This is a genomic window from Mycobacterium sp. E2238 (assembly GCF_001672665.1).
GTDB lineage: Bacteria > Actinomycetota > Actinomycetes > Mycobacteriales > Mycobacteriaceae > Mycobacterium.
In genome coordinates this window covers 1-24,455 of record NZ_LZKF01000001.1, presented here as the reverse complement: position 1 = coordinate 24,455, position 24,455 = coordinate 1, and the positions used below count along the sequence as shown (strand labels likewise).

Below are 24,455 nucleotides of genomic sequence, written 5' to 3'. Positions count from 1 at the left end.
GGTGTGCGGGCCCTTATCGTTTCGAATGCCTTGCGGCCCCGCCTTATCCGGCCACCGGCGAACGCGGGATGAGCGAGGGGCGGAACCCGATGCGGTGAACCGCGCCGTCGGACTCGCGGCCGACCATGGCGCCCAACGGCAGCTTGGAAAGGCCGGTTGCCGACGACGGCGTCGTCGCGGCGCCCCACCCAGCCGGCGCCGTGCTGGCGTCGAGCGCGGCGGGGAGCGGCGTCACCGATGACACCGTGTCGGCCCAACTCGGCGGCACCGACAGGGTCCCCAGCGAGGCCGCCTGGCCCACGCCCGCCGACGCGCCTTCGCCCAGTCCGCCGATCGGACCGAGGGCCCCAAGGCCACCCATGTTCCCCAGCCCTGCCAAGCCCTCGGCACCCGCGGCGCCCTCAATCGAGTTCACACCGGCGAAGTCCAGCGACAGCCCGTACAGGTCGATCCCGATCCCGCCGCCGTCGGCGCCCAGACCGGCACCGTCGGCGCCCAGGCCGGCCACATCGGAGGCCAGCCCGGCCGTGTCGGCTGCGCCGGAGCCACCACCGAGGGCCGCCGCCAGGCCGGACGCGGTGCCCAGGCCGGCGTTCGCGGTCTTGGTGGCGCCCTTGCTCGTACCGGTCAGGCTGGACAGCGCGCTGAGCGGGGCGGACGCCCCCGACGACCCAAGCGACGCCCCGGTACCCATCGCGGCCTGCGACATACCGGAAGTCGATCCCGGGGCCGACAGGCTCTGCAGCGCCTGCGGCACCGAAGACATCAGGTGCGCCGAAGTCGTCTGGGCGGTGCTGCCGGCGTGGGTGCCCATCGCCTGGGTCATGGCGGCGGCTTGGCCCGCCACCCCGCCGGGATTGGTCGTCCGTGGCGGCGGCGCGAACGTGCTGAAGGCCGCGGCGGACGCCGAGCTGGCGGCGTAGGTGTACATGGCGGTGGCGTCCTGGGCCCACATTTCGCTGTACTCGGCCTCGGTGGCCATGATCGCCGGCGTGTTCTGCCCGAGGAGATTGGTGGCGATCAACGCCGTGAGCCGAGCCCGGTTGGCAGCGATGAGCGGCGGCGGCACCGTCATCGCGTACGCAGCTTCGTAGGCCGTGGCAGCGGCGGTGGCCTGGACCGCCGACTGCTCGCACAGCTCGGCGGTGGTCCGCAGCCACACCACGTACGGCGCGACCGCGGCGGCCATCGACGTCGACGTCGGGCCCGCCCACTCCTGCGTCAGGGTCGCGACCACCGATTCATATCCGCCGGCGGCCGAGTTCAACTCGAGGGCCAGTGAATCCCATCCCGCCGAGGCGGCCAGCAGCGTTGCGGGCCCGGGCCCCACATACATCCGACCGGAGTTGACTTCCGGCGGCAACGCGCCAAAATCCATTACTTTCCTTTAACTGGTTGAGTTTGCCGAAGCGGCGGCCGCGGGCATTGAGCCCACGAGGCCGAGCTACGAAAAGCGTTCCAAGCGGCCAATTTTGGTAACGCGAGTCAGGACTCCGTCGTCCCCCGGATCGAGGCTACGCATTCAGCTCTCACCACATTCGGCGAAATGCAGCGCCTTGCAAATAAATCAAACCCGTTCTCGCGCGTGCGGTTTTGTACATATCCCCTGGAATTGCCTGGCAGATCAAACCAACGGCTGTGCTAGCCCCGCCCCTTTGGCAAACCAGCTCGTAAACAAGGCGCCGGATGCGACTCATATAAAACTCATATTTGACTGCCGTCGCGGTGACTTGTCCCGCACCCACATTTGAGTGCCCTATGAACTTCGTGACAGTCAGGTGTGTGCCTTGCCAGAATGTAGGAACATGACCGCAATGTCGGGCTACGCGGGCGGCCAGCGCCCTCGCCAGGCCATCCTCGGGCAGCTGCCCAGGATTTACCGTGCCGATGGATCGCCGATCAGGGTCCTGCTGGTCGATGACGAGCCCGCGCTGACCAACCTGGTGAAGATGGCGCTGCACTATGAAGGATGGGTTGTCGACATCGCCCACAATGGCCGCGAGGCCCTCGCCAAGTTCGACAAGGTCAGTCCCGACGTGCTGGTGCTCGACATCATGCTTCCCGACGTGGACGGGCTGCGAATCCTGGAACGCGTCCGCCAGTCCGACGCTTACACTCCGACGCTCTTCCTCACCGCGCGGGACTCGGTCATGGATCGGGTCACGGGTCTGACCGCCGGCGCCGACGACTACATGACCAAACCGTTCAGCCTCGAGGAGCTGGTCGCCCGGCTACGCGGGTTGCTGCGCCGTTCCGGCCAGCAGTCGCCCCCGGCCGCCGAGACCCTCAAAGTCGGCGACCTGAGGCTCGACACCGCGAGCCGCGAAGTGACCCGCGACGGCACACAGATATCGCTTTCCTCGACCGAGTTCGAACTGCTGCGCTTCCTCATGCGCAATCCCCGCCGCGCGCTGAGCCGTACCGAGATCCTCGACCGCGTCTGGAACTACGACTTCGCCGGGCGCACCAGCATCGTCGATCTCTACATCTCGTATCTGAGAAAGAAGATCGATTCCGGGCGCGAACCGATGATTCACACCGTGCGCGGCGTTGGATACATGCTGCGGCCCCCGGAATGAGCCGAGACCGGGACGCCATGTCCGGGGACCTTCCGCGGTGGCTGCCCCGATCGTTACGCCGACAGCTGCTCTTGGGCGTATTGGCAGTTGTCAGCGTGGTGTTGATGACGGTCGGGATCGTGTCCGTGCTGAGCCTGCGCGGCTATGTCACCGCGATGAGCGACGCCGACGTCGCTGAGTCTTTGGACGCGTTGGGCCACTCGTACACGAAATACGTTAGGGGCGAACAGGACCCGGCTGGCGGGGCCAAGCCACTGACGGAGGCGATGCTGCAGTTCACCGATCAGACGCCGGGAAACCTGATCGTGGTGCTGCACAACGGCACCGCGATCGGGTCGGCCGTCTTCTCGGAAGCCGAAGCACGGCCCGCGCCCGCCGACGTGGTCCGCACCATCGAGGCGCAGTCGTGGGCAAACGGCCCGCCGCGAACCGAAAACCTGGGCAGCCTGGGCTTCTATCGGCTCAAGAGCCACGTCGATGGATCGGATGTGCTGGTCGCCGGGGTGTCGCTGAACCTCGCCGACCGAATCATCGCCCGCAAACAGGTCACCACCACCCTGCTCATCGCGGCGGCGTTGGCGGTCACCGCGGGCCTCACCTTCTGGGTCGTCGGCTACACCCTGCGACCGTTGCGCCGGCTGGCCGGTATCGCCGCGGAAGTCGCCGCCATGCCGCTGACCGACGACGACCACCGAATCAGCGTCCGGGTACGGCCGAACGACACCAACCAGCAGAACGAGGTCGGCATCGTCGGCCACACCTTGAACCGGTTGCTGGACAACGTCGATAGTGCGCTGGCGCAGCGCGCCGAATCCGACCTGCGGATGCGGCAATTCATCACCGACGCCAGCCACGAGCTGCGGACCCCGCTCGCGGCGATTCAGGGGTACGCCGAACTCACCCGCCAAGACAGCTCGGAACTGCCGCCGACCACCGAATACGCGCTGGCACGCATCGAATCCGAAGCCCGGCGCATGACGCTGCTTGTCGACGAGCTGCTACTGCTCTCCCGCCTGGGCGAAGGACAAGACCTGCAAAGCGAGGACGTCGACCTTGCCGACCTGGTCGTCAACGCCGTCAACGACGCGGCGGTCGCGGCGCCGACGCACCATTGGGTCAAAGACCTTCCCGACGAGCCGGTGTGGGTCCGCGGGGATCAAGACCGGCTACACCAACTCGTCAGCAACCTGCTCCACAACGCCCGGGTGCACACCCCGCCCGGGGTCACCGTCACCACCGGGATCACCTGCCACCGTGACGGGCCCGAGGCGCCGTACGTGGAACTGACCGTCGCCGACGACGGCCCAGGCATCGACTCGGACCTTCTCCCCCGCTTGTTCGAACGGTTCGCCCGGGCGGACAACTCCAGGCTCAACAGCTCGGGCACCGGGCTCGGCCTGGCCATCGTCAATTCGATCGTCAAGGCCCACCACGGCTCGGTCACCGCCGAATCCAGCGAGGACACAACGGTTTTCCGGGTCCGGATCCCGATGATCGACGGCCCGGGCGCCGAGACCGGATAGTCGCACGGATTTGCGCGCGCGGCCAGGCGTTAAGAAACCGTAAAGGCGCCCCGCGACGCCGTTAGGAAAGTGTCAACCAAAGGCCCTAGCCCCGCGGCGCCAACTAATTTCAAGCTGAATTCGCCTCCGAGATAGCGCCGTGGCTGCCTCGACGAGGCCTTTTCGTATGCACGTGAGCGGGGCGGAACGGAGACAAGATGGGCGTGTTGGTGTACATCGTGCTCACGGTGGCGATTTTCGCCGTACTGGGCGTGGTGCAGAAGTTGGTCGAGCGGCTGTGAGCTACGAAAACATCGTCGGTTTAGCCCTTTCCGTCCTTCTCGCGCTGTTTCTCGGCGCCGCTCTGCTCTTCCCGGAGCGCTTCTGATGGGCGAAACAACGGCAGGACTGGTTTTTCTCGCCGTCCTCGTCGGGGCGCTGGTCGCGGTGCATGTGCCCCTGGGCGACTACATGTTCCGGGTGTACACGTCGGCGAAGCACGGTTACGTCGAGCGGGTCATCTACCGCTTGACCGGGGTTGACGCGAGCTCGGAGCAAACGTGGGGTGCCTACGCGCGCAGTGTGCTGGCGTTCTCGTCGATCAGCATCCTGTTTTTATTCGTGCTCCAACTCGTGCAGGGCACATTGCCGCTGCATCTGCACGATCCGGCCACCAAGATGACCCCGGCGCTGGCGTGGAACACCGCCGTCAGCTTCGTCACCAACACCAACTGGCAGGCGTATTCCGGCGAAACGACACAGGGCCACCTCGTACAGATGGCCGGCCTCGCGGTGCAGAACTTCGTTTCCGCCGCCGTCGGCATGGCGGTGGCCATCGCGCTGGTGCGGGGATTCGCCCGCACGCGCACAGGCGAGCTGGGGAACTTCTGGGTCGACCTGGTGCGCGGCACGCTGCGGATTCTGCTGCCCATCGCGACCCTGGGCGCGCTCCTCCTGGTCGCGGGCGGCGCGATTCAAAACTTCCACTTGAACGACCAGGTGGTCACCGCACTCAACGGGGCGCAGCAGACGATCACCGGCGGCCCGGTGGCCAGCCAGGAAGCCATCAAGGAACTTGGCACCAATGGCGGCGGCTTCTACAACGCGAATTCCGCCCACCCGTTCGAGAACCCGACCACCTGGACCAACTGGCTGGAGATCTTCTTATTGCTGGTCATCAGCTTCTCGCTGCCCCGCACGTTCGGGCGCATGGTGGGCAGCAGGAAGCAGGGATATGCGATCGCATCGGTCATGGCTTCGCTGTACGCGATCAGCATGACGTTCATGATGTGGTTCCAGCTGCGGCACCACGGCACGGTGCCGACCGCGGTCGGCTCGGCGATGGAGGGGGTCGAGCAACGCTTCGGCGTCGCCAACTCCGCGGTGTTCGCCGACTCGACGACGCTTACCTCCACCGGCGCGGTCGACTCCTTCCACGATTCCTACACCAGCCTCGGCGGCATGATGACCATGTTCAACATGCAGCTCGGCGAGGTCGCGCCCGGCGGCACCGGGTCCGGCCTCTACGGCATGCTGATCCTGGCGGTGATCACCGTGTTCGTCGCGGGCCTGATGGTCGGCCGCACCCCCGAGTATCTCGGCAAGAAGATCAATCCCCGCGAAATCAAGCTTGCGGCAAGCTATTTCCTGGTCACCCCCCTAATAGTGCTGACCGGAACCGCGATCGCGATGGCGCTGCCGGGCGAACGTGCCGGCATGCTGAACTCCGGGCCGCACGGGCTGTCGGAAGTGCTGTACGCGTTCACCTCCGCGGCCAACAACAACGGGTCGGCATTCGCCGGAATCAGCGTCAACACCACCTGGTACAACACCGCCCTCGGACTGGCCATGGTCTTCGGCAGGTTCCTGCCGATCGTGCTCGTGCTCGCGCTGGCCGGTTCGCTTGCCAGGCAAGGCCAAACCCCGGAATCGGCCGGGACGCTGCCCACCCACCGGCCACAATTCGTAGGCATGGTCGCCGGGGTGACCCTGATCCTCGTCGCCCTCACCTTCCTGCCCATGCTGGCGCTCGGACCTCTCGCTGAAGGAATTCACTGATGACCGCGACCACCGCCGAGCCGACTGAGCAGTCACCGGCCGCCAACTCCCCGAACACCAAACGGGTGCAGGGCGGTTTGCTCGATCCTAAGATGTTGTGGAAGTCGATGCCGGACGCCCTGCGCAAACTTGACCCGCGTACCTTATGGCGCAACCCGGTGATGTTCATCGTCGAGATCGGCGCCACCTGGAGCACCGCGCTGGCGATCATCAACCCGACCTGGTTCGCGTGGTTGATCGTGGGGTGGCTATGGCTCACGGTGTTTTTCGCAAACCTCGCGGAGGCGGTGGCCGAAGGCCGCGGCAAGGCCCAGGCCGAAACGCTGCGCCGCGCCAAGAGTCAGACGTTGGCGCGACGACTCAAGGATTACCGGCCGGGCGCACCGGCCGTCGAAGAAGAGGTCGCCGCGCCGCTGCTGCAGCAGGGCGACTTCGTGGTGGTCGAGGCGGGGCAGGTCATCCCGGGTGACGGTGACGTCGTCGAAGGCATTGCCTCCGTGGACGAATCGGCGATCACCGGCGAGTCCGCACCGGTAATCCGCGAGTCCGGTGGTGACCGCTCGGCCGTCACCGGCGGAACCACCGTGCTCAGCGACCGCATCGTCGTGCGGATCACCCAAAAGCCCGGGGAGAGCTTCATCGACCGGATGATCGCGCTCGTCGAGGGTGCCAACCGGCAGAAGACGCCCAACGAGATCGCGCTCAACATCCTGTTGGCCGCGTTGACGATCATCTTTGTTTTCGCCGTCGCCACCCTGCAGCCGTTGGCGATCTATTCGAAGATGAACAATCCCGGCGTCCCAGACACCCAGGCGCTCAACGCAAACGGTGTCACCGGAATCGTCATGGTGTCGCTGCTGGTCTGCTTGATCCCGACGACCATCGGCGCGCTGCTTTCTGCGATCGGCATCGCGGGCATGGATCGGCTGGTGCAACGCAACGTGCTCGCCATGTCCGGACGCGCGGTCGAGGCCGCCGGTGACGTCAACACGTTGCTACTCGACAAAACCGGGACTATCACGCTCGGCAATCGGCAGGCCGCCGCCTTCGTCCCCCTCGACGGCGTCACCGATCAACAACTGGCCGACGCCGCCCAGTTGTCCAGCCTCGCCGACGAAACACCCGAGGGACGCTCGATCGTCGTGTATGCCAAACAGCACTTTGGGCTACGTGCGCGCACTCCCGGCGAACTCTCGCACGCCCGATGGGTGACTTTCTCGGCCGCCACCCGGATGTCCGGCGTCGACGTCGACGGACACCAGCTGCGCAAGGGCGCGGCCAGCTCCGTCGCGGAATGGGTCCGCGGCCAAGGCGGCAAGGTTCCCCAGCAGCTCGGCGAGCTCGTCGACGGCATCTCGGCGGGCGGCGGCACCCCGCTGGTCGTCGGGGAGAGCCGCGATGGCGAGGCGGCGGTGCTGGGCGTCATCCACCTCAAGGACGTCGTCAAGCAAGGCATGCGCGATCGATTCGACGAGATGCGCAGGATGGGCATCCGGACGGTGATGATCACCGGCGATAATCCCTTGACCGCCAGGGCGATCGCCGATGAGGCCGGCGTCGACGACTTCCTCGCCGAGGCGACGCCCGAGGACAAACTCGAGCTGATCAAGCGGGAGCAGGAGGGCGGCAAGCTGGTCGCGATGACCGGCGACGGCACCAACGACGCGCCGGCGCTGGCTCAGGCCGACGTGGGCGTGGCGATGAACACCGGTACGTCGGCCGCCAAAGAGGCGGGCAACATGGTCGACCTCGACTCCGACCCCACCAAGCTCATCGAGATCGTCGAGATCGGCAAGCAGCTGCTGATCACCCGCGGCGCGTTGACCACCTTCTCGATCGCCAACGACATCGCAAAGTATTTCGCGATCATCCCGGCCATGTTCGTGGCGCTCTTCCCCGGGCTGGACACGATCAACATCATGCGACTACACAGCCCGGAGTCGGCGATCCTGTCCGCGGTGATCTTCAACGCGCTCGTGATCGTGGCGCTGATCCCGTTGTCGCTGCGTGGCGTGCGCTACACACCGAGCAGCGCGTCAAAGCTGTTGAGCCGCAATCTATATATCTACGGCCTGGGCGGCATCGTCGCCCCGTTCGTCGGAATCAAGCTGATCGACCTGATCGTCCAATTCGTCCCGGGGATGTCCTGACATGAGCTTCTCGAATTTCGTCCGCATGCACTGGGCGGCTTTACGAACGCTGCTGGTGCTCACCGCGATCACCGGCATCGCCTACCCGCTGTTCGTCTGGCTGGTCGCGCAGATTCCCGGGCTGCAGGACAAGGCCAACGGGTCGATCCTGACCGCCGATGGGAAGCCGCTCGGCAGCCGGCTGATCGGTCAGCTGTTCACCGATAAGGCCGGTAACCCGCTGCCCCAATACTTTCAGAGCCGGCCCTCGGCGGCCGGCAACGGCTACGACCCGTTGTCGTCGGGCGCGAGCAATCTCGGGCCGGAAAGCATCGTCGACACACCCGCCGATCCCGCCCAGCTGGCGGCCGGCAAGTCCGCGTCGGATGCCGGATTCAAGCCGAGCCTGCTGACAACGGTCTGTTCACGCAGCGCCGCAGTGGGCCGGCTCGAAGGGGTCGACGGTTCGCGGCCGTTCTGCACGGGCGGGGGCGTGGGTGCCGTCCTGTCGGTGATCGGACCCCGCGACGCCCGGGGGAACGTCGTCCACCCCACCCGGGTGGTCAGTGTCAACGAGCCGTGTCAGGCGGCGACCCGGTTCCTGGCGCTCTACGAGGGTGTGCGGGTCGAGTGCGCCAAGTACGGCGAGGACTACACGATCGGTCAGATCGTGCCCATCCGCGGCGCCGCACCCGCCAACCCGGCCGTGCCCGCCGACGCCGTCACGGCCAGCGGCAGCGGCCTCGACCCCGCCATCTCACCGGCCTACGCCGATCTCCAGGTGGCCAGGGTCGCCAGGGCCCGCCATGTCAGCCCCGATCAGATACGTGCGGTGTTGGCGCAGCATCGAAGCGGCCGCACCCTCGGGTTTTTCGGTGAACCGTGCGTCAATGTGTTGCAACTCAACCTGGCACTCGATCACAAATATCCGGTCTCGAGCTAGGGCGATAGGGGGATGATGGTTGACGTGAGTGTCGTTGACCACCGTCCCAAGCGTGGCGAGCTGCGGATTTACCTCGGCTCAGCCCCGGGGGTGGGCAAGACGTACGCGATGCTGGGCGAGGCGCATCGCCGGCTCGAACGCGGAACCGACCTCGTGGCCGGCGTGATCGAGACGCACGGCAGGGCGAAAACGGCTGAGCTGCTTGAGGGCATCGAGTTCGTTCCGCCGCGCTACATCGAATATCGCGGCGGCACCTTCCCCGAGCTCGACGTTCCGGCCGTCCTCGCTCGCAAACCGCAAGTCGTTCTCGTCGACGAACTCGCGCACACCAATACCCCGGGCAGCAAGAACGCCAAGCGCTGGCAGGACGTCGAGGAATTGCTGGACGCAGGGATCACGGTGATCTCCACCGTCAACGTCCAGCACTTGGAGAGCCTCAACGACGTCGTCGCCCAGATCACCGGTATCGAGCAGAAAGAGACGATCCCGGATTCCATCGTCCGGCAGGCCGCGCAGGTCGAATTGATCGACATCACGCCGGAGGCTTTGCGCCGCAGGCTTTCCCACGGAAACGTTTACGCCGCCGAGCGGATCGATGCGGCGTTGTCGAATTATTTCCGACGCGGAAACCTCACCGCCTTACGGGAATTGGCTCTGCTCTGGCTCGCCGACCAGGTCGACACCGCGTTGGCCAAATATCGCGCCGAGAACAAGATCACCGATATGTGGGAGGCCCGCGAGCGGGTCGTGGTGGCGGTCACCGGTGGCCCGGAATCGGAAACGTTGGTGCGTCGGGCTTCCCGGATCGCGTCGAAGTCCAGCGCCGAGTTGATGGTGGTGCATGTGATCCGCGGTGATGGGCTGGCCGGCCTGTCGGAGGCGCGGATGGCGAAGATTCGCGAGATGGCGAGCAGCCTGGACGCCTCGCTGCATACCGTGGTCGGTGACGACATCCCCACGGCATTACTCGATTTCGCCCGCGAGATGAACGCCACCCAGCTGGTGATCGGCACTTCGCGGCGATCGCGGTGGGGACGGATCTTCGAAGAGGGCATCGGCGCCCGGATCGTCGAGCAGTCGGGCAAGATCGACGTGCACCTGGTCACTCACGAGGAATCCAAACGCGGCTTTCGCGCCTCGTCACTGGCGCCCAGCGAGCGGCGGGTGGCGTCATGGCTGGCGGCCGTCATCGTGCCGTCGGCCATCTGCGCGGTGATCGTGACAGCGCTCGATCCGTATCTGGGCACTAGCGGCGACAGCGCACTGTTCTTCGTCGGAGTGCTGCTGGTGGGACTGCTGGGAGGCGTTGCGCCGGCTGTAGTCTCGGCCGTGCTGTCCAGCCTGCTGCTGAACTACTTCTTGACCGCCCCCCGGCATACCTTCACCATCGCCGAACCCGATGCCGCCGTCACCGAACTGGTGCTGCTGCTGGTAGCGGTCGCGGTCGCCGTTCTCGTCGACGGTGCAACCAAACGCACCCGGGAGGCCCGGCGCGCCTCACAGGAGGCTGAGCTGCTGATCCTGTTCGCGGGCTCGGTATTGCGCGGTGCCGATCTCGAGACGCTGCTCGAGCGCGTGCGCGAGACTTACTCCCAACGGGCGGTCAGCATGCTGCGCGAACCCGGCGAGGAGGATCGTTCCGGCGGCAGAAAGGCCGAGGTCGTCGCCTGCGTGGGCAGGGATCCTTGTGCCGCCGTCGATTCCGCCGACACCGCGATCGAGGTCGGCGACGACGAGTTCTGGATGTTGTTGGCCGGCAAGAAGCTTTCCGCGCGCGATCGCCGGGTGCTGAGTGCGGTGGCCAAGCAGGCCGCGGGCCTGATCCGGCAGCGCGAGCTGGCCGAGGAAGCCAGCCGGGCCGAGGCGATCGTGCGCGCCGACGAGCTGCGCCGCTCGCTGTTGTCCGCAGTCAGCCACGACCTGCGCACGCCGCTGGCCGCGGCCAAGGTCGCGGTGTCCAGCTTGCGCGCCGAGGACGTCGCCTTTTCGCCCGCCGACACGGCGGAACTGCTGGCGACCATCGAGGAATCTATCGACCAGCTGACCGCGTTGGTCGGGAACCTTCTTGATTCGTCGCGCCTGGCGGCCGGCGTCGTACACCCCGACCTACGCAGGGTGTACCTGGAGGAAACGGTGCAACGGGCGCTGATCAGCATCGGCAAGGGCGCCACGGGTTTCTACCGATCCGCCATCGATCGGGTGAAGGTCGATGTGGGTGACGCCGTGGCCGTGGCCGACGCCGGGCTGCTGGAACGCGTTCTCGCCAACCTGATCGACAACGCGCTGCGCTACGCGCCCGACTGTGTGGTTCGTGTCAACGCGGGGCGCGTGGGCGATCGGGTCCTGATCAACGTCATCGACGAGGGCCCCGGAATTCCGCACGGGGCCGAGGAGCAGATCTTCGAGGCGTTCCAGCGCCTCGGCGATCAGGACAACAGCACCGGCGTAGGCCTGGGCATGTCGGTTGCGCGGGGCTTCGTCGAAGCGATGGGCGGCACCATCGCGGCCGGTGACACCCCGGGCGGCGGGCTGACCGTGACGGTGGAATTGGCCGCCCCGGAAGCGATAGGTGAGCGATGACTCGGGTGTTGGTGATCGACGACGAGCCGCAGATCCTGCGGGCGCTGCGCATCAACCTGTCGGTGCGGGGATACGAGGTGATCACCGCGTCGAGCGGTGCCGGCGCGCTGCGGGCCGCCGCCGAGCACAAGCCGGACGTGGTGATCCTCGACCTGGGCCTGCCCGACGTCACCGGTATCGAGGTGCTGGCCGGGCTGCGGGGTTGGCTCACTGCGCCGGTGATCGTGCTGTCGGCGCGCACCGACTCGTCGGACAAGGTGGAGGCCCTCGACGCCGGGGCCGACGACTACGTCACGAAACCCTTTGGAATGGACGAGTTTTTGGCCCGGCTGCGGGCGGCCGTCCGGCGCAATGCCGCGGCCTCCGAGCTGGAGCAGCCGGTGGTCGAGACGGAGGCGTTCACCGTCGATCTGGCCGCCAAGAAGGTCACCAAGAACGGCGGGGAGGTCCATCTCACCCCGACCGAATGGGGAATGCTCGAAGTGCTGGTCCGCAATCGCGGCAAGCTGGTCGGCCGTGAAGAGCTTCTCAAAGAGGTGTGGGGCCCGGCATACGCCACCGAAACGCATTACCTGCGTGTCTATTTAGCGCAGTTGCGACGCAAACTCGAGGACGACCCATCGCACCCCAAGCACCTGTTGACCGAGTCGGGCATGGGTTATCGCTTCGAGGCGTGAGCTCCCACGCCGCGGTGGGCGGCGGTCACATCTGTCACTTGCGCCTCCATGCCGGAGCATTCGACAAATTGCCCGCCTCATAGCGACAACGCGCCGCCTCACGCAGAGCCAGCACGCGCTGATGGATTCGGTATTCGGTAGAGCGCGGGATCACCCTCGACGCGTACCGGCCGCGGCCGACGCGACGCACCCTGTCTCGGCCGATCTCCCAACGCAAGGCGTCCGAAATGACCTCGAGGCCCTACCGGGAACTTGAAAACCATGCCGGGTTATCGCCTCGATCATTTCGCCGATGGTTGCTGGCCCATTGTGCGCGAGGTATGTCGTGAGCACGTAACGCAGTTCGATTCCCCGAAGATTCATCGCCGCACCATCCCATACCGGTGTGACATCCCGACTTTGTCGCTATGAGGCGGGCAAATCGTCGAATGTCCCGGCGCGATGACGCAAGTGACTGCTGTGACTTACTCCGCAATCGACAGCACGATGCCGTCCAGGATGTCATGCTCGCTGACGGTCAGCTCGTCGATGCCGGCACGGGTGCGCAGCTCGCGCGCCAGCTCCTCCACCACGATCGCGCCCCCGCCGATCACGTCGGCACGCCCTTCGTGCATCGGCGGGAGCGCCGCACGCTCGGATCGGGACATCGCGATCAACCGCCCGCACACCGCCAGCAGATCGCCGCCGGGGACACGCGAAAGATGAATGGCCGCAGAGTCATACGCCGTCATGTTGTGGGCCAGCGCGGACAGCGTCGTCATCGTGCCGGCCAGCCCCACCCACGTCCGCGCCCCCTCCACCGGCACGACGCCCAGCGCGACGGCAAGACCCTCGCGCACCACCGCGCGGGCCGCCTCCACCTCGTCGGGCGTCGGCGGGTCCGAGTGCAGGCAGCGTTCGGTCAGCCGGACACAACCGATGTCGGCCGAGTAACTCGCCACCACCTTGTCGCCGCCTACGACGATCTCGGTAGAACCGCCGCCCAGGTCCACGACGACGAAAGGCCCTGCCGCAGGATCTAATTCGCCGACGGCTCCACGGAAGGAAAGGGCGGCCTCCTCGGCGCCGGTGATCACCTCCGCCACCGCGCCGGGCACCACGGCACCCAACACGTCGGCCGTCATCGCAAAGAAGACATCACGATTGGCGACGTCGCGAGCCGCCGACGTGGCCACCATCCGCACCCGCTCGACGCCATGGCGCTCGAGCAGCGACGCGTAATCGGTCAAAGCGTCCCGGGTCCGGGCGATCGCGTCCGGCGCGAACTGGCCCGTCGCGTCGACGCCCTGCCCCAGCCGCACGATCCGGGTCTCCCGATGCACGTCGCGCAGCCGGCCGTCGATCATATCGGCGATCAACAACCGAATCGAGTTGGTGCCGCAGTCGATTCCGGCGAGCCTGCTCACCATTGGCCCGCCACCAAAACGCCCGCCATGGCGGGTTCGGGGGCCAGGATCGCCAGCGCCTCATCACCGAGCGGATTGCAGCCGGGCCCCTTGGCCAGCGAGTGCGCGATCAGCACATGCAGGCACTTGACCCGGTCCGGCATTCCGCCACCGGAAAACGTTGTCCCCAGCGGCTCGATCGCGTCTCGTTCGGCCAGATATGACTCATGCGCTCGGCGGTACGCGGCTGCCAATTCCGGGTCATGCCGCAGCCGCTCGGTCATCTCACGCATCAAGCCCGTCGTTTCCAGCCTGCTCGCGGCCGCGGTCAGAACCGGATGCGTCAGGTAGTAGAGCGTCGGAAACGGTGTCCCGTCAGGAAGTTTCGGTGCGGTCTTCACCACGCCGGGCTCGCCGTTGGGGCAGCGGTAGGCAATCTCGAGGACGCCGCGCGGCTCACGCCCGAGCTGACGCGCCACGGCCTCCAGGTCGGCACGATCAACCACCGGGCGCCGTGGGGTTCGGCGGGCCCGGTGGAACGGGACCGGCTGGGCCCGGTTCCGACGGGGCGGGCGGGACTTCGGCCGGGGGAACATTCGCCGGCGGCAGGTGCGGCGCGTCGGCGATGGTGTGCCAGAGCGACGTGTACCAGGGATCGCCGTTGGCCGGTTTCGCCGCCTGGCTTCCCGGCTCGGAAGGTGTCGCCGCGGTCGGCGGAAGCTGGACCTGGAACGGGATGTCGCCCGGCTTCACGAAACCGAGCCGCTCGCGGGCCTGCGCGGCGATGTAGGCCGGATCGCCGAGTTTCGCCTTCTTCTGCTCGAGTTCGGCGATCTGAGCGCGCAACGCGGCTTCGCTTGCCATCAACTGATTCATCTCGGTGCGCTGCGCGAAGTAGGTCCGCACCGGGCCGGCGATGGTGAGCGTCAGCACGCAGACGACCGCGGCGAGCACCGCCGCCCGCCGCGCGGTGAAACCCAGCCGCTGCTCGGAGCGCTGTTCGACCGATTCGACCGCCTGTCGCTTGATGGGCTCGACGACATGCTCGGCCGACCGTGCGCTGGGCTGCTTCCCGGTTTGGGACGGCTTGGAAGACGGCTTGGCCGTGCGGCGGCGCCGAACCGAATCCCCGGCCTTCCCCGGACGCGATGCCGGGGAGCGCCGTTTTGGATCCGGCTTGGCGGGCAAGCTATTTGGCCTCCGGCGCATACCGCGGGAACGCCAGATCGCCGGCGTAGCGGGCGGCGTCGCCCAGCGCTTCCTCGATCCGCAGCAGCTGGTTGTACTTGGCGACACGCTCACTGCGGGCGGGTGCGCCGGTCTTGATCTGCCCGCTGCCGACGGCCACCGCCAGATCGGCGATCGTGGTGTCTTCGGTTTCGCCGCTGCGATGGCTCATCATCGTGCGGTACCCGCTGTGGTGCGCCAGCGCGACCGCGTCGAGGGTCTCGGTCAGCGTGCCGATCTGGTTGACCTTGACCAGCAACGCGTTTGCCACGCCCTTTTCGATACCCTCTTCCAGGCGCTCGGGATTGGTGACGAAGATGTCGTCGCCGACGATCTGGACGCGGTCGCCGATTGCCGCCGTCAGCGCCGCCCAACCTTCCCAATCGTCTTCGGAGAGCGGGTCTTCGATGGAAATCAGCGGGTAGGAGCCGAGCAGGTCGGCATAGAACTCCGTCATGTGGTCGGTGCTGCGGGTGCTGCCCTCGAAGATGTATCCGGTGCCCGCGTTGTAGAACTCGGTGGCCGCCGCGTCGATGGCCAGCGCCACATCGGTACCGAGCTTCAGACCCGCCGACTCGATGCCCTGGCAGATCAGATCCAGGGCCGCTTTCGTGTGGGCCACGTCCGGGGCGAAGCCGCCCTCGTCACCCAGGGCGGTGCTCAACCCCTGCTTCTGCAGCACCGATTTGAGTGAGTGGTACACCTCGGCGCCCCAGCGCAGCGCCTCACTGAAACTGGGGGCGCCGATCGGCGCCACCATGAACTCCTGGATGTCGACAGCGGTGTGGGCGTGCGCACCGCCGTTGACGATGTTCATCATCGGCACCGGCAGGATGTGGGCGTTGGGTCCGCCGACGTAGCGGAACAGCGGCAGCTCAGCCGAGTCGGCGGCCGCTTTGGCGACCGCCAGCGACACGCCCAGGATTGCGTTGGCGCCCAGCCGGGACTTGTCCGGGGTGCCGTCCAGGTCGACCAGCGCCTGGTCCACCAGCCGCTGGTCGTCGGCGTTGAGCCCGATCACCGCAGGGCCGATCTCGTCGAGAACGGCTTGCACGGCCTTTCGCACGCCCTTGCCGCCGTAACGCTCACCGCCGTCGCGCAACTCGTGGGCCTCGTGCTCACCGGTCGACGCGCCGGACGGCACCGCCGCGCGGGCGAAGGTCCCGTCGATCAGGGCAATCTCGACCTCGACCGTCGGGTTGCCGCGGGAATCGAGGATCTCGCGGGCCCCGACCTGCTCGATAATCGGCACTGAGTTTCTCCTTGCGTCGTAGCTGGTGCCGGCCTCGCCGCCGTTAGCGTAGAGCCTGGTACATCCTGCTACAGCGGGTGACCGGCCGCATAAGCGGTCGCCCAGTCGCGCACCGCGCGCGCGTAGACGCCGGAATTGTTGTAGGCCCGCAGCGCGGTTATCCAGCCGCGCGGCGTCGCTAAATCCTTTCCCCGCCAACACAGGTAACCCGCGGCCGCGAGCGCGGCGTCGTCGATGTTGTCGGGGCTGAGGCGGCCGTCGTTGTGGGCGTCGACGCCGTACAACCGCCAGGTCTCGGGGATGAACTGCATCGGCCCCATGGCCCGCACCACGCCGTCGTCGTCCGTCACCGGTTCCTCGCTGTCGACGATGCGCAGAGTGCCGCCGCTGCCGTCCAGGCGGACACCGCGAATGGGCGGGCTCACGTCACCGTTGGGCGCCAGCCGCGCGCCGCGATAGGTGCCGTGGTGGCTCTCGACCTGCCCGATGCCCGCCAGTGTGGTCCACGCGATATGGCACTTCGGGTTCTCGACCTCGGCGACCCGGGCGGCGTACGCGTAGGCCTCCAGCGCGATTACCGGGATCTCCAGGGTCGGGGAGCGCTGTTCGGCCCAGGCGCGAAGCTGGTCCGCGGGCCGACCGCTGGCGTGCGTGTCCACCGGCGGCACCGGAGCGCCGGCAGGCGGCGGGACGCCCTCCGGGATGAACAGGCTGAGCTGCCACGTGCAACTGGAGGCCAGCAGCATCGCGGTCGCGCCTATCACGGCGGCCGCGCGCAACCAACGCCTCGGCGACACCATGCTGGTTAAAGCTCCCTCGATTCCCCTGCACCAACTTCCGCACAACCATCGTCCCATGGGTTGCGGTGCTGCCCGGGCGTATCGGGGCTCGAGCGCGGGATTTCGGCCAATTATCGGTTAGCTGACGCAGCTTTGGCGGTCAGGCGTCATCGGCAACCGCACCCCCAGCAGGCTCGTCGACCACCTCGTCCGACGGCCAGTGCTCACGCCACTCCTCTTCGGTGACCTCGCCGAGCGGGGCGACGTCGAATTCCTCCGGAACACCCGCGCCGCGGCGCGTCGCGGCGATCGCCCGCTCGACCGCCCGGACCGTGTCCACGAACTCCAGAACCGCCGTGCGCAGCGCGCTTTCCGCGTCACCGTCGGCCGCCACCGCGATGGAGGTGATCTCGGCGGGAATGAGATCGGCGGGCAGGCCGGCCTTCTCGGCACGCTGAATCACCTTCTGAGCCAACGCCAACGCCGGCTGCCCGGTATGCACCTCGTCCATCACGTATTTTCGCGGCTTTTCGGCCGCCTTGCGCTCTTCCCATTGGGCCAATTGCTCTTCGAGTGAAATGGTCTGACCCGCAAGCACACCCGGAACCCGATTGCCCAACTTCCGCATCAGCGTGACGGCGACGTCATCGATGGTGAAGGGGAATTGCGGGGCGTCCTCCGCGATGCGCGCGTGAAAGAGCACCTGCAGCAACACGTCGCCGAGTTCTTCGCGCAGCTGGTCGGCGCTGCCGCTGCGGACCGCGTCCAGCAGTTCGTAGGTCTCCTCCAGCAGGAACTTGCGCAGCGAGTCGTGGGTTTGCTCACTCTCCCACGGCCCGGCGGTGCGCAGCTTGTCCATCATGGCCACCACGTCGACCAGTCGTTCGCCGCGCGGCGTCTCCGGCGCGGAAATCAGCCGGGCGCCGGCCGCCAGCCGGGCGGTGACGGCGGGATGCTCGGGATCCGAGGACAGCAGCACCGGCGCCGGATCGTCGGGGTCCCCGGCGTGCACCGGACGCGCCGCGGGCAGCGACCACGGCACCGCGACGGGCATCTCCTCGGTGTACTGCACCTCACCGCTGAGGTGTTCGATGGCCTCGACCGGCACCAGCGACGGGCGGCGCGGGTCGAACAAGACGACGATCATCGCGCCTGTCGCTCCTCACTGGCCATCGCTGCAGGTGAACTCGTTATACCAATATCGGTCTGGGGTTTACCTTGCAGCGCGGTCACCAGGTCGGCCACCATCTGCACCAACTCCACGTCGCGGATGCGCGCCGCACCGACGCCTCCGGCCCGCGGGATAGGCACCTGCACCGTGGAAGTCGTGGCCCGGTAGTTCGCGGCCGGATACATCCGCTTCAGGCGCACCTGGGCCGAATCGGGCAGTGTTATCGGCGACAGCCGCACGGTCGCCGCGGACGGGGCCGAGACCTCGGTGATGCCGGCGGCCCGGCACAGCAGCCGCAGCCGCGCGACCGCCACCAGGCGCAGGGCCGGCTCGGGCAACGCACCGTAGCGGTCGATGAGTTCCTCGATCACGGCCGCGATCTCGTTGTCCGAGCCCGCCGCGGCCAGCCGCCGATAGGCCTCCAGCCGCAGCCGGTCGCTGGCGATGTAGTCCGGCGGCAGGTGGGCGTCCACCGGCAGGTCGATCCGCACGTCCTTGGGCTCCTCGGCGGTGGTGACGGTCTGGCCGTCGGCCGCCGCCCGGTAGGCCTCCACGGCCTCACCGACCAGTCGCACGTACAGGTCGAATCCGACCCCGGCGACGTGCCCGGACTGCTCGACGCCCAGCACGTTGCCGGCGCCACGGATTTCGAGGTCTTTCAGCGCGACCGCCATGCCCGCGCCCAGCTCGTTGTTCTGCGCGATGGTCGCCAACCGGTCGTAGGCCGTCTCGGTCAGCGGGGCGTGCGGCGGATACAGGAAGTAGGCGTAACCCCGCTCGCGGCTGCGCCCCACCCGGCCGCGCAGCTGATGCAGCTGCGAAAGCCCGAAGGTGTCGGCGCGCTCGACGATCAGCGTGTTGGCATTAGAGATGTCCAGCCCGGTCTCCACGATCGTCGTGCACACCAGGATGTCGTACTCGCGGTTCCAGAACCCCTGCACGGTGCGTTCCAGCCGCTCCTCGGGCATCTGCCCGTGCGCGACGACCACCCGCGCCTCCGGCACCAGCTCGCGGATCCGGGCCGCCGTCCGGTCGATGGAGCTGACCCGGTTGTGCACGTAGAAGACTTGCCCGTCGCGCAGCAGTTCGCGCCGCAGGGCGGCGGCCACCTGCTTGTCGTCATGCGGCCCGACATAGGTCAGCACGGGATAGCGCTCTTCGGGCGGGGTCAGGATCGTCGACATCTCGCGGATCCCGGCCAGGCTCATCTCCAGCGTGCGCGGGATCGGCGTGGCGCTCATGGTCAGCACGTCGACGTGCGTGCGGAGCGACTTGATGTGCTCCTTGTGCTCGACGCCGAACCGCTGCTCCTCGTCGACGACGACCAGGCCCAGGTCCTTCCAGCGCACCCCGGTCTGCAATAGCCGGTGCGTGCCGATCACCACGTCCACCGACCCGTCGGCCAGGCCCTCGATCACGGCACGGGACTCGGCGTTGTCGGTGAAACGGGAGAGCCCCTTGACGGTCACCGGGAACCCGGCCATTCGGTCGGTGAACGTCTGCAGGTGCTGGTCGGCCAGCAGCGTGGTAGGTACCAGCACGGCGACCTGCTTGCCGTCCTGGACGGCCTTGAACGCCGCCCGCACCGCGATCTCGGTCTTGCCGTAGCCGACGTCGCCGCAGATCACCCGGTCCATCGGGATCGGCTTCTCCATGTCCGCCTTGACCTCGGTGATCGCGGTGAGTTGGTCGACGGTCTCGGTGAAGCCGAACGCGTCCTCCATTTCGGCCTGCCACGGGGTGTCCGGCGCGAACGCGTGCCCGGCGCTGGCCTGCCGTTTCGCATACAGCGCGACGAGCTCGCCGGCGATTTCGCGCACGGCGCGGCGGGCCTTGGTCTTGGTGTTGGCCCAGTCGCTGCCGCCCAGCTTGCTCAGCGCGGGCGCCTGCCCGCCGACGTACCGGGACAGCTGGTCCAGCGAGTCCATCGGGACGTAGAGCTTGTCGGACCCGCCGCCGCGCTTGCTGGACGCGTACTCCAGCACCAGGTATTCGCGCCGCGCGCCGCCGACCGTGCGCTCGGTCATCTCGACGAACCTGCCGATGCCGTGCTGGTCGTGCACCACCAGGTCGCCTGCCGTCAGCGCCAACGGATCGACGGTGTTGCGCCGCTTGGCCGCCAGCCGCTTGCCCTCGACGGCGGTGGCCCGGCTGCCGGTCAGGTCGGTCTCGGTGATGACGACCAGGTTGGCGCCGGGGATGACGACACCGTCGTGCAGCGGGCCCTTGAGGACGCTGACGATCCCCGGCTTGAGCGTGGTGTCGGCCGCGCCCGGTTCCAGCATGGCGGCGGGGGTGTCGGAGTCGGCGAGCCGCTCGACGACGCGGTGGGCGGTGCCGGCGCCGGGGGCGACGACCGCGGCGTAGCCGCCGGTCGAGACGTGGGCGCGCAGCATCGCGAAGATTCCGTCGATGTCGTGCTGGTGACCGCGGGCCGACGGCGCCGCGCGCACGTCGAGCTCCACGGCCGACTCGTCGGACAACTGGCTCAACGTCCACCAGGGATGACCGGACTTCGCCGCCGCGGCGCGCACGTCGTCCAGTTCGGCGAACCCCGACCCGCCGAACTGCTCAACGTCGACGGGCGCGTCGGTGCCCAGCGCCGCGACGGACCACGACGCCTCGAGGAACTCGCTGCCGGTCTTGATCAGGTCGGCGGCCCGGGTGCGTACTTTTTCCGGGTCACACAGCAGCACCGGCGTGCCCTCGGCCAGTTGGTCGGTCAGCAGAACGTGTTCGCCGGGCCGCAGCACCGGCAGCAGCGCCTCCATGCCGTCGACCGCGATGCCCTCGCCCAGCTTGGCCAGCATGTCGGTGACGCTGCCGGTGATGGCGGGCTCGGTCCCGGAATGCCGGGCGGCCAGCGCGGCGGCCCGCTCCCGCACGTCGTCGGTCAGGAGCAGCTCGCGGCAGGCCACCGCGATCACGGTGTCGACCTCGATCTCGGGTATCGAGCGCTGGTCGGCGACGGCGAACATCCGCATCTCGCTGACCTCGTCACCCCAGAACTCGACGCGAACCGGGTGTTCGGCGGTGGGCGGGAAGACGTCGAGAATCCCGCCGCGCACCGCGAATTCGCCGCGCCGGCCGACCATGTCGACCCGGGTGTAGGCCAGCTCGACCAGCCGGGCGACCACCTCCTCGAAGGCGATCTCCTGGCCGACGGTGAACGTAACCGGCTCGACGAGGCCCAGCTGCGGCGTCATCGGCTGCAGCAGCGAGCGCACCGCGGTCACCACGACGCGCAGCGGTGGACCCAACCGCGCGTCGTCGGGGTGAGCCAGCCTTCGCAGCACCGTCAGCCGGGCGCCGACGGTGTCGACCCCAGGAGAGAGCCGCTCGTGCGGCAGAGTCTCCCAGGACGGGAAGGCCGCCACGGCGTCGCCGAAGACGCCGCGCAGTTCGGCGGTCAGGTCGTCGGCTTCACGCCCGGTCGCGGTGACTACAAGCAGAGGACCCAACCGCTCCAGCGCGCTGGCGACGAAGAGCCGTGCGCTGGCTGGACCCACCAGGTGAAGCTCGGCCGGTCGCTCGGCCGCGCTTTCGATCAGTTGCTGGAAGGTCGGCGCGGTGAGCGCCAATTCAACGAGCCCCGCGATCGGGGGTTCTGGGCTAGCAGGCCCCGGTGCGGTCATGATGAATCCATTCTAGGGGCGCCAGAATTCGTCAATTTCGAGCCCGGCGCCGTCAAGGGATCGTTAGGAAAGCCGTCTGCGGCCCCGCGCGGGCGCACGTTGGATTCATGACTTTGCTGGACCTCCTGCCGTCCCTGGGCCACCCGGCGCCGCTGCTACGCGCCGGTGCCAGACTGCACGCCCCGGCCGGTGTCGCCGACGAGTCCGATTTCCGGGATCGCGCCCGCCGTTGGCGCAAAACGTTGCGGGGTGCACGCGTCGTCTACTTCGGAAGGTCGCCGCTGACCACCGAAGTCGCGCGCAGGGCGAGCGAAGAGGGCCTCGGCATCGGCGTCCGCTCGGCCGGCGAGTTGGCCGTCGCCCTCGCCGCGGGGGCGGACCCGGCGCGCATCGTCGCGCACCCGGGATCGCCCGACATGTTGCGCGACGCGGTGGGCGTCGGTGTCGGGCGCATCGTGCTGGACTCGCCCGTCGCGGCTCCCCACGTCGCCGGCCCGCGACGGCGGGGCCCGGCGCGGCCCACCTTCGACCTCGTGGGCCTGCACTGCCGACTGGATTCTGCGGCACCCGGGACCAGCTACGGCGAGGCGATCCGCCGGACGATCGCCGCCATGGCGGACGTCCGCGCCCGGCACGGCCTCATCCTGACGGAAGTGCACGTAGGCGGTGACCAGGCCCGCCCGTACGTTGCCGGCGATTGGGAACTCGGTCTCGACGAGCTGGCCGCCGTCATCGAGGAGGCGCTCGACGAAGCTTGCGCCGCGGAGCGGTTTCCCCGGCCGGTCGTCGCGGTAGGTGTGACGCTGACCGAGTGAACCTGCTGGACGGGAACCGCCCCGAACGTCACGCCGCCGGACGAGTCTCTAGCCGTCCTGCAGCCGGGGGTCGGCTTCCAGGTGGGTCAGCCCGTTCCACATCAGGTTGACCAGGTGCGCCGCGACCACTTCTTTCTTGGGCTCGCGCGTGTCGAGCCACCACTGCGCCGTCATCGAGACCGAGCCCACCAATGCCTGCGCGTAAAGCGGCGCCAGCTCGGGGTCCAGGCCGCGGCGGGCGAAGTCGCCGGCCAGGATGGAGCTGACCTGGTTGACGGCGTCGTTGAGCAGGCTGGAGTAGGTGCCCGAGCTGATGGCGGCCGGTGAGTCGCGAATCATGATGCGGAAGCCGTCGGTGCGCTCTTCGACGTACGTGAGCAGCGCCAGCGCGACCCGCTCGACCCGCACCCGGGAACGGTTGTTGGTCAACGACGAGGTGATCCCGTCCAGCAGCGCCGACATCTCGCGGTCGACGACCACGGCGTAGAGCCCCTCCTTGCCGCCGAAGTGTTCGTAGACGACCGGCTTGGACACGTTGGCGCGTAACGCGATCTCCTCGATGGAGGTGCCCTCGTAACCGCGCTCGGCGAATAGCGAGCGTGCGATGCCGATGAGTTGTTGCCGGCGCTCGGTACCGGTCATCCGGGCGCGCGGCGCGCGCGCCTCTTTGTCCGGCTCCTTATCGAGAACAGCCACGTCAATCAGCGTATAGGGTCGCCCGCACCGAACCGCGCCTCTTTCCCTCGGCGCCGCGATCCGCCCGCACACCGTCTAAAGTCTGTTGGTGGCGCTGGCCCATGGGGCTTGCAATCCGTCGTGGTGTAATCGGCAGCACCTCTGATTTTGGTTCAGATAGTTCAGGTTCGAGTCCTGGCGACGGAGCTTGGGCCCCCGCGGTCGGCGAGGCGACATGAGATCGCCCAGGGCGCGGTCTTTGCGTCAACATCAGGTGAAGTGCCACGCTTGACGGCGGGTCGTCGTGCCAACGCGCACGCCGGGGTTGAGGAGAGTTGATGGCGTCTCGTGGTGATACCGCGGTCCTGGTGCTCGCGGCCGGGCCCGGCACCCGGATGCGGTCGGACACCCCCAAGGTGCTGCACACGATCGGCGGTCGCAGCATGCTGTCCCACCTGCTGCACGCGATCACCAAGGTCGCGCCGCAACACCTGGTCGTGGTCCTGGGCCACGACCACCAGCGCATCTCCCCGCTGGTCGCCGGGTGGGCGGACGACCTGGGGCGCGGCATCGAGGTCGCCCTGCAGGACCGCCCGCTGGGTACCGGCCACGCGGTGCTGTGCGGCCTGTCGGCGCTGCCCGACGACTACGCCGGCGTGGTCGTCGTGACCTCCGGTGATACGCCGCTGCTGGACTCCGACACCGTGGCCGACCTGATCGCGACCCACAACGCGGGATCGGCCGCCGCGACCGTGCTCACGACGACGCTCGCCGACCCCACCGGGTACGGCCGCATCCTGCGCACCCAGGACAACGAGGTCACCGCGATCGTGGAACACGCCGACGCGACACCCTTCCAGCGTGAAATCCGCGAGGTCAACACCGGCGTCTACGCCTTCGACGTCGCGGCGCTGCGCTCCGCGCTGAGCCGGCTGAGCTCCAACAACGCCCAGCAGGAGCTCTACCTGACCGACGTCATCTCGATCCTGCGCGGCGATGGGCAGGCCGTCCACGCCCAGCGCGTCGACGACAGCGCCCTGGTCGCCGG

18 protein-coding genes, 1 tRNA gene and 2 pseudogenes are annotated in these 24,455 nt (G+C 67.9%); 11 read left to right on the top strand and 10 right to left on the bottom strand.

The window, feature by feature from the left end; genetic code table 11:
- Positions 1-43: 43 nt before the first annotated feature.
- On the bottom strand, positions 44-1,378 hold the full coding sequence (locus A5711_RS00100) for a PPE family protein (protein WP_067942860.1): 1,335 nt from the start codon (positions 1,376-1,378) through the stop codon (positions 44-46).
- Positions 1,379-1,805: 427 nt separating this feature from the next.
- On the opposite strand from A5711_RS00100, the gene A5711_RS00095 reads away from it, so the two are divergent.
- The 8 genes from A5711_RS00095 (at position 1,806) to A5711_RS00060 (ending at position 12,468) form a co-directional block, all read left to right on the top strand.
- On the top strand, positions 1,806-2,579 hold the full coding sequence (locus A5711_RS00095) for a response regulator transcription factor (RefSeq protein ID WP_067942858.1): 774 nt from the start codon (positions 1,806-1,808) through the stop codon (positions 2,577-2,579).
- Positions 2,576-4,102, top strand: a complete 1,527-nt coding sequence (locus A5711_RS00090; RefSeq protein ID WP_067942855.1) for a cell wall metabolism sensor histidine kinase WalK — start codon at positions 2,576-2,578, stop codon at positions 4,100-4,102. The genes A5711_RS00095 and A5711_RS00090 overlap by 4 nt, the downstream gene beginning before the upstream one ends.
- A gap of 166 nt (positions 4,103-4,268) precedes the next feature.
- A complete protein-coding gene (locus A5711_RS27105) occupies positions 4,269-4,469 on the top strand; it encodes a potassium-transporting ATPase subunit F (RefSeq protein WP_067942853.1) in 201 nt (66 codons plus the stop codon).
- Positions 4,469-6,139, top strand: a complete 1,671-nt coding sequence (kdpA, locus tag A5711_RS00080) for a potassium-transporting ATPase subunit KdpA (RefSeq protein ID WP_067942851.1) — start codon at positions 4,469-4,471, stop codon at positions 6,137-6,139. Before A5711_RS27105 ends, kdpA begins: the two co-directional genes overlap by 1 nt.
- The gene (gene kdpB / locus A5711_RS00075; protein WP_067942849.1) at positions 6,139-8,289 is read left to right on the top strand and encodes a potassium-transporting ATPase subunit KdpB; all 2,151 of its coding nucleotides are present in this window, start codon (positions 6,139-6,141) and stop codon (positions 8,287-8,289) included. Before kdpA ends, kdpB begins: the two co-directional genes overlap by 1 nt.
- A gap of 1 nt (position 8,290) precedes the next feature.
- Positions 8,291-9,211, top strand: a complete 921-nt coding sequence (locus tag A5711_RS00070) for a potassium-transporting ATPase subunit C (protein ID WP_067942847.1) — start codon at positions 8,291-8,293, stop codon at positions 9,209-9,211.
- Positions 9,212-9,223: 12 nt separating this feature from the next.
- Positions 9,224-11,791 (top strand): sensor histidine kinase KdpD, encoded by a 2,568-nt coding sequence (locus A5711_RS00065; RefSeq protein WP_067942844.1) that lies wholly within the window; start codon positions 9,224-9,226, stop codon positions 11,789-11,791.
- A complete protein-coding gene (locus A5711_RS00060; protein ID WP_067942843.1) occupies positions 11,788-12,468 on the top strand; it encodes a response regulator in 681 nt (226 codons plus the stop codon). The genes A5711_RS00065 and A5711_RS00060 overlap by 4 nt, the downstream gene beginning before the upstream one ends.
- A 34-nt stretch (positions 12,469-12,502) precedes the next feature.
- Here the strand turns inward: A5711_RS00060 and A5711_RS27380 are convergent.
- The 8 genes and pseudogenes from A5711_RS27380 to mfd form a co-directional block, all read right to left on the bottom strand.
- Positions 12,503-12,831 (bottom strand): annotated as a pseudogene (locus tag A5711_RS27380) (hypothetical protein).
- Between the two features lie 101 nt (positions 12,832-12,932).
- The gene (locus tag A5711_RS00055) at positions 12,933-13,877 is read right to left on the bottom strand and encodes a Ppx/GppA phosphatase family protein (RefSeq protein ID WP_067942842.1); all 945 of its coding nucleotides are present in this window, start codon (positions 13,875-13,877) and stop codon (positions 12,933-12,935) included.
- Positions 13,871-14,359, bottom strand: a complete 489-nt coding sequence (locus A5711_RS00050; protein ID WP_067942841.1) for a DUF501 domain-containing protein — start codon at positions 14,357-14,359, stop codon at positions 13,871-13,873. Before A5711_RS00050 ends, A5711_RS00055 begins: the two co-directional genes overlap by 7 nt.
- Entirely contained in the window at positions 14,352-15,062 is a 711-nt protein-coding gene (locus tag A5711_RS00045) for a septum formation initiator family protein (protein ID WP_231987392.1), read from the bottom strand. Before A5711_RS00045 ends, A5711_RS00050 begins: the two co-directional genes overlap by 8 nt.
- Complete coding sequence (gene eno, locus A5711_RS00040) at positions 15,043-16,332, bottom strand: phosphopyruvate hydratase (RefSeq protein ID WP_067942838.1); 1,290 nt, start codon at positions 16,330-16,332, stop codon at positions 15,043-15,045. The genes A5711_RS00045 and eno overlap by 20 nt, the downstream gene beginning before the upstream one ends.
- 68 nt (positions 16,333-16,400) lie before the next feature.
- A complete protein-coding gene (locus A5711_RS00035; RefSeq protein WP_156744684.1) occupies positions 16,401-17,129 on the bottom strand; it encodes a lytic transglycosylase domain-containing protein in 729 nt (242 codons plus the stop codon).
- A gap of 142 nt (positions 17,130-17,271) precedes the next feature.
- On the bottom strand, positions 17,272-18,258 hold the full coding sequence (locus A5711_RS00030; protein WP_067942835.1) for a nucleoside triphosphate pyrophosphohydrolase: 987 nt from the start codon (positions 18,256-18,258) through the stop codon (positions 17,272-17,274).
- Positions 18,255-21,917 (bottom strand): transcription-repair coupling factor, encoded by a 3,663-nt coding sequence (gene mfd, locus A5711_RS00025; protein WP_067942834.1) that lies wholly within the window; start codon positions 21,915-21,917, stop codon positions 18,255-18,257. Before mfd ends, A5711_RS00030 begins: the two co-directional genes overlap by 4 nt.
- Before the next feature lie 107 nt (positions 21,918-22,024).
- Here mfd and A5711_RS00020 point away from each other — a divergent pair.
- Positions 22,025-22,711, top strand: a pseudogene (locus A5711_RS00020) (diaminopimelate decarboxylase); the annotation flags it as partial.
- Positions 22,712-22,780: 69 nt separating this feature from the next.
- Here the strand turns inward: A5711_RS00020 and A5711_RS00015 are convergent.
- Positions 22,781-23,374, bottom strand: a complete 594-nt coding sequence (locus A5711_RS00015; protein WP_156673196.1) for a TetR/AcrR family transcriptional regulator — start codon at positions 23,372-23,374, stop codon at positions 22,781-22,783.
- A gap of 168 nt (positions 23,375-23,542) precedes the next feature.
- On the opposite strand from A5711_RS00015, the gene A5711_RS00010 reads away from it, so the two are divergent.
- Both A5711_RS00010 and A5711_RS00005 read left to right on the top strand, forming a co-directional pair.
- Positions 23,543-23,614 (top strand) — tRNA-Gln (locus tag A5711_RS00010).
- A gap of 131 nt (positions 23,615-23,745) precedes the next feature.
- Positions 23,746-24,455, top strand: a 710-nt coding sequence (locus A5711_RS00005; protein ID WP_156744680.1) for an NTP transferase domain-containing protein, incomplete at its 3' end; no start/stop codon positions are given.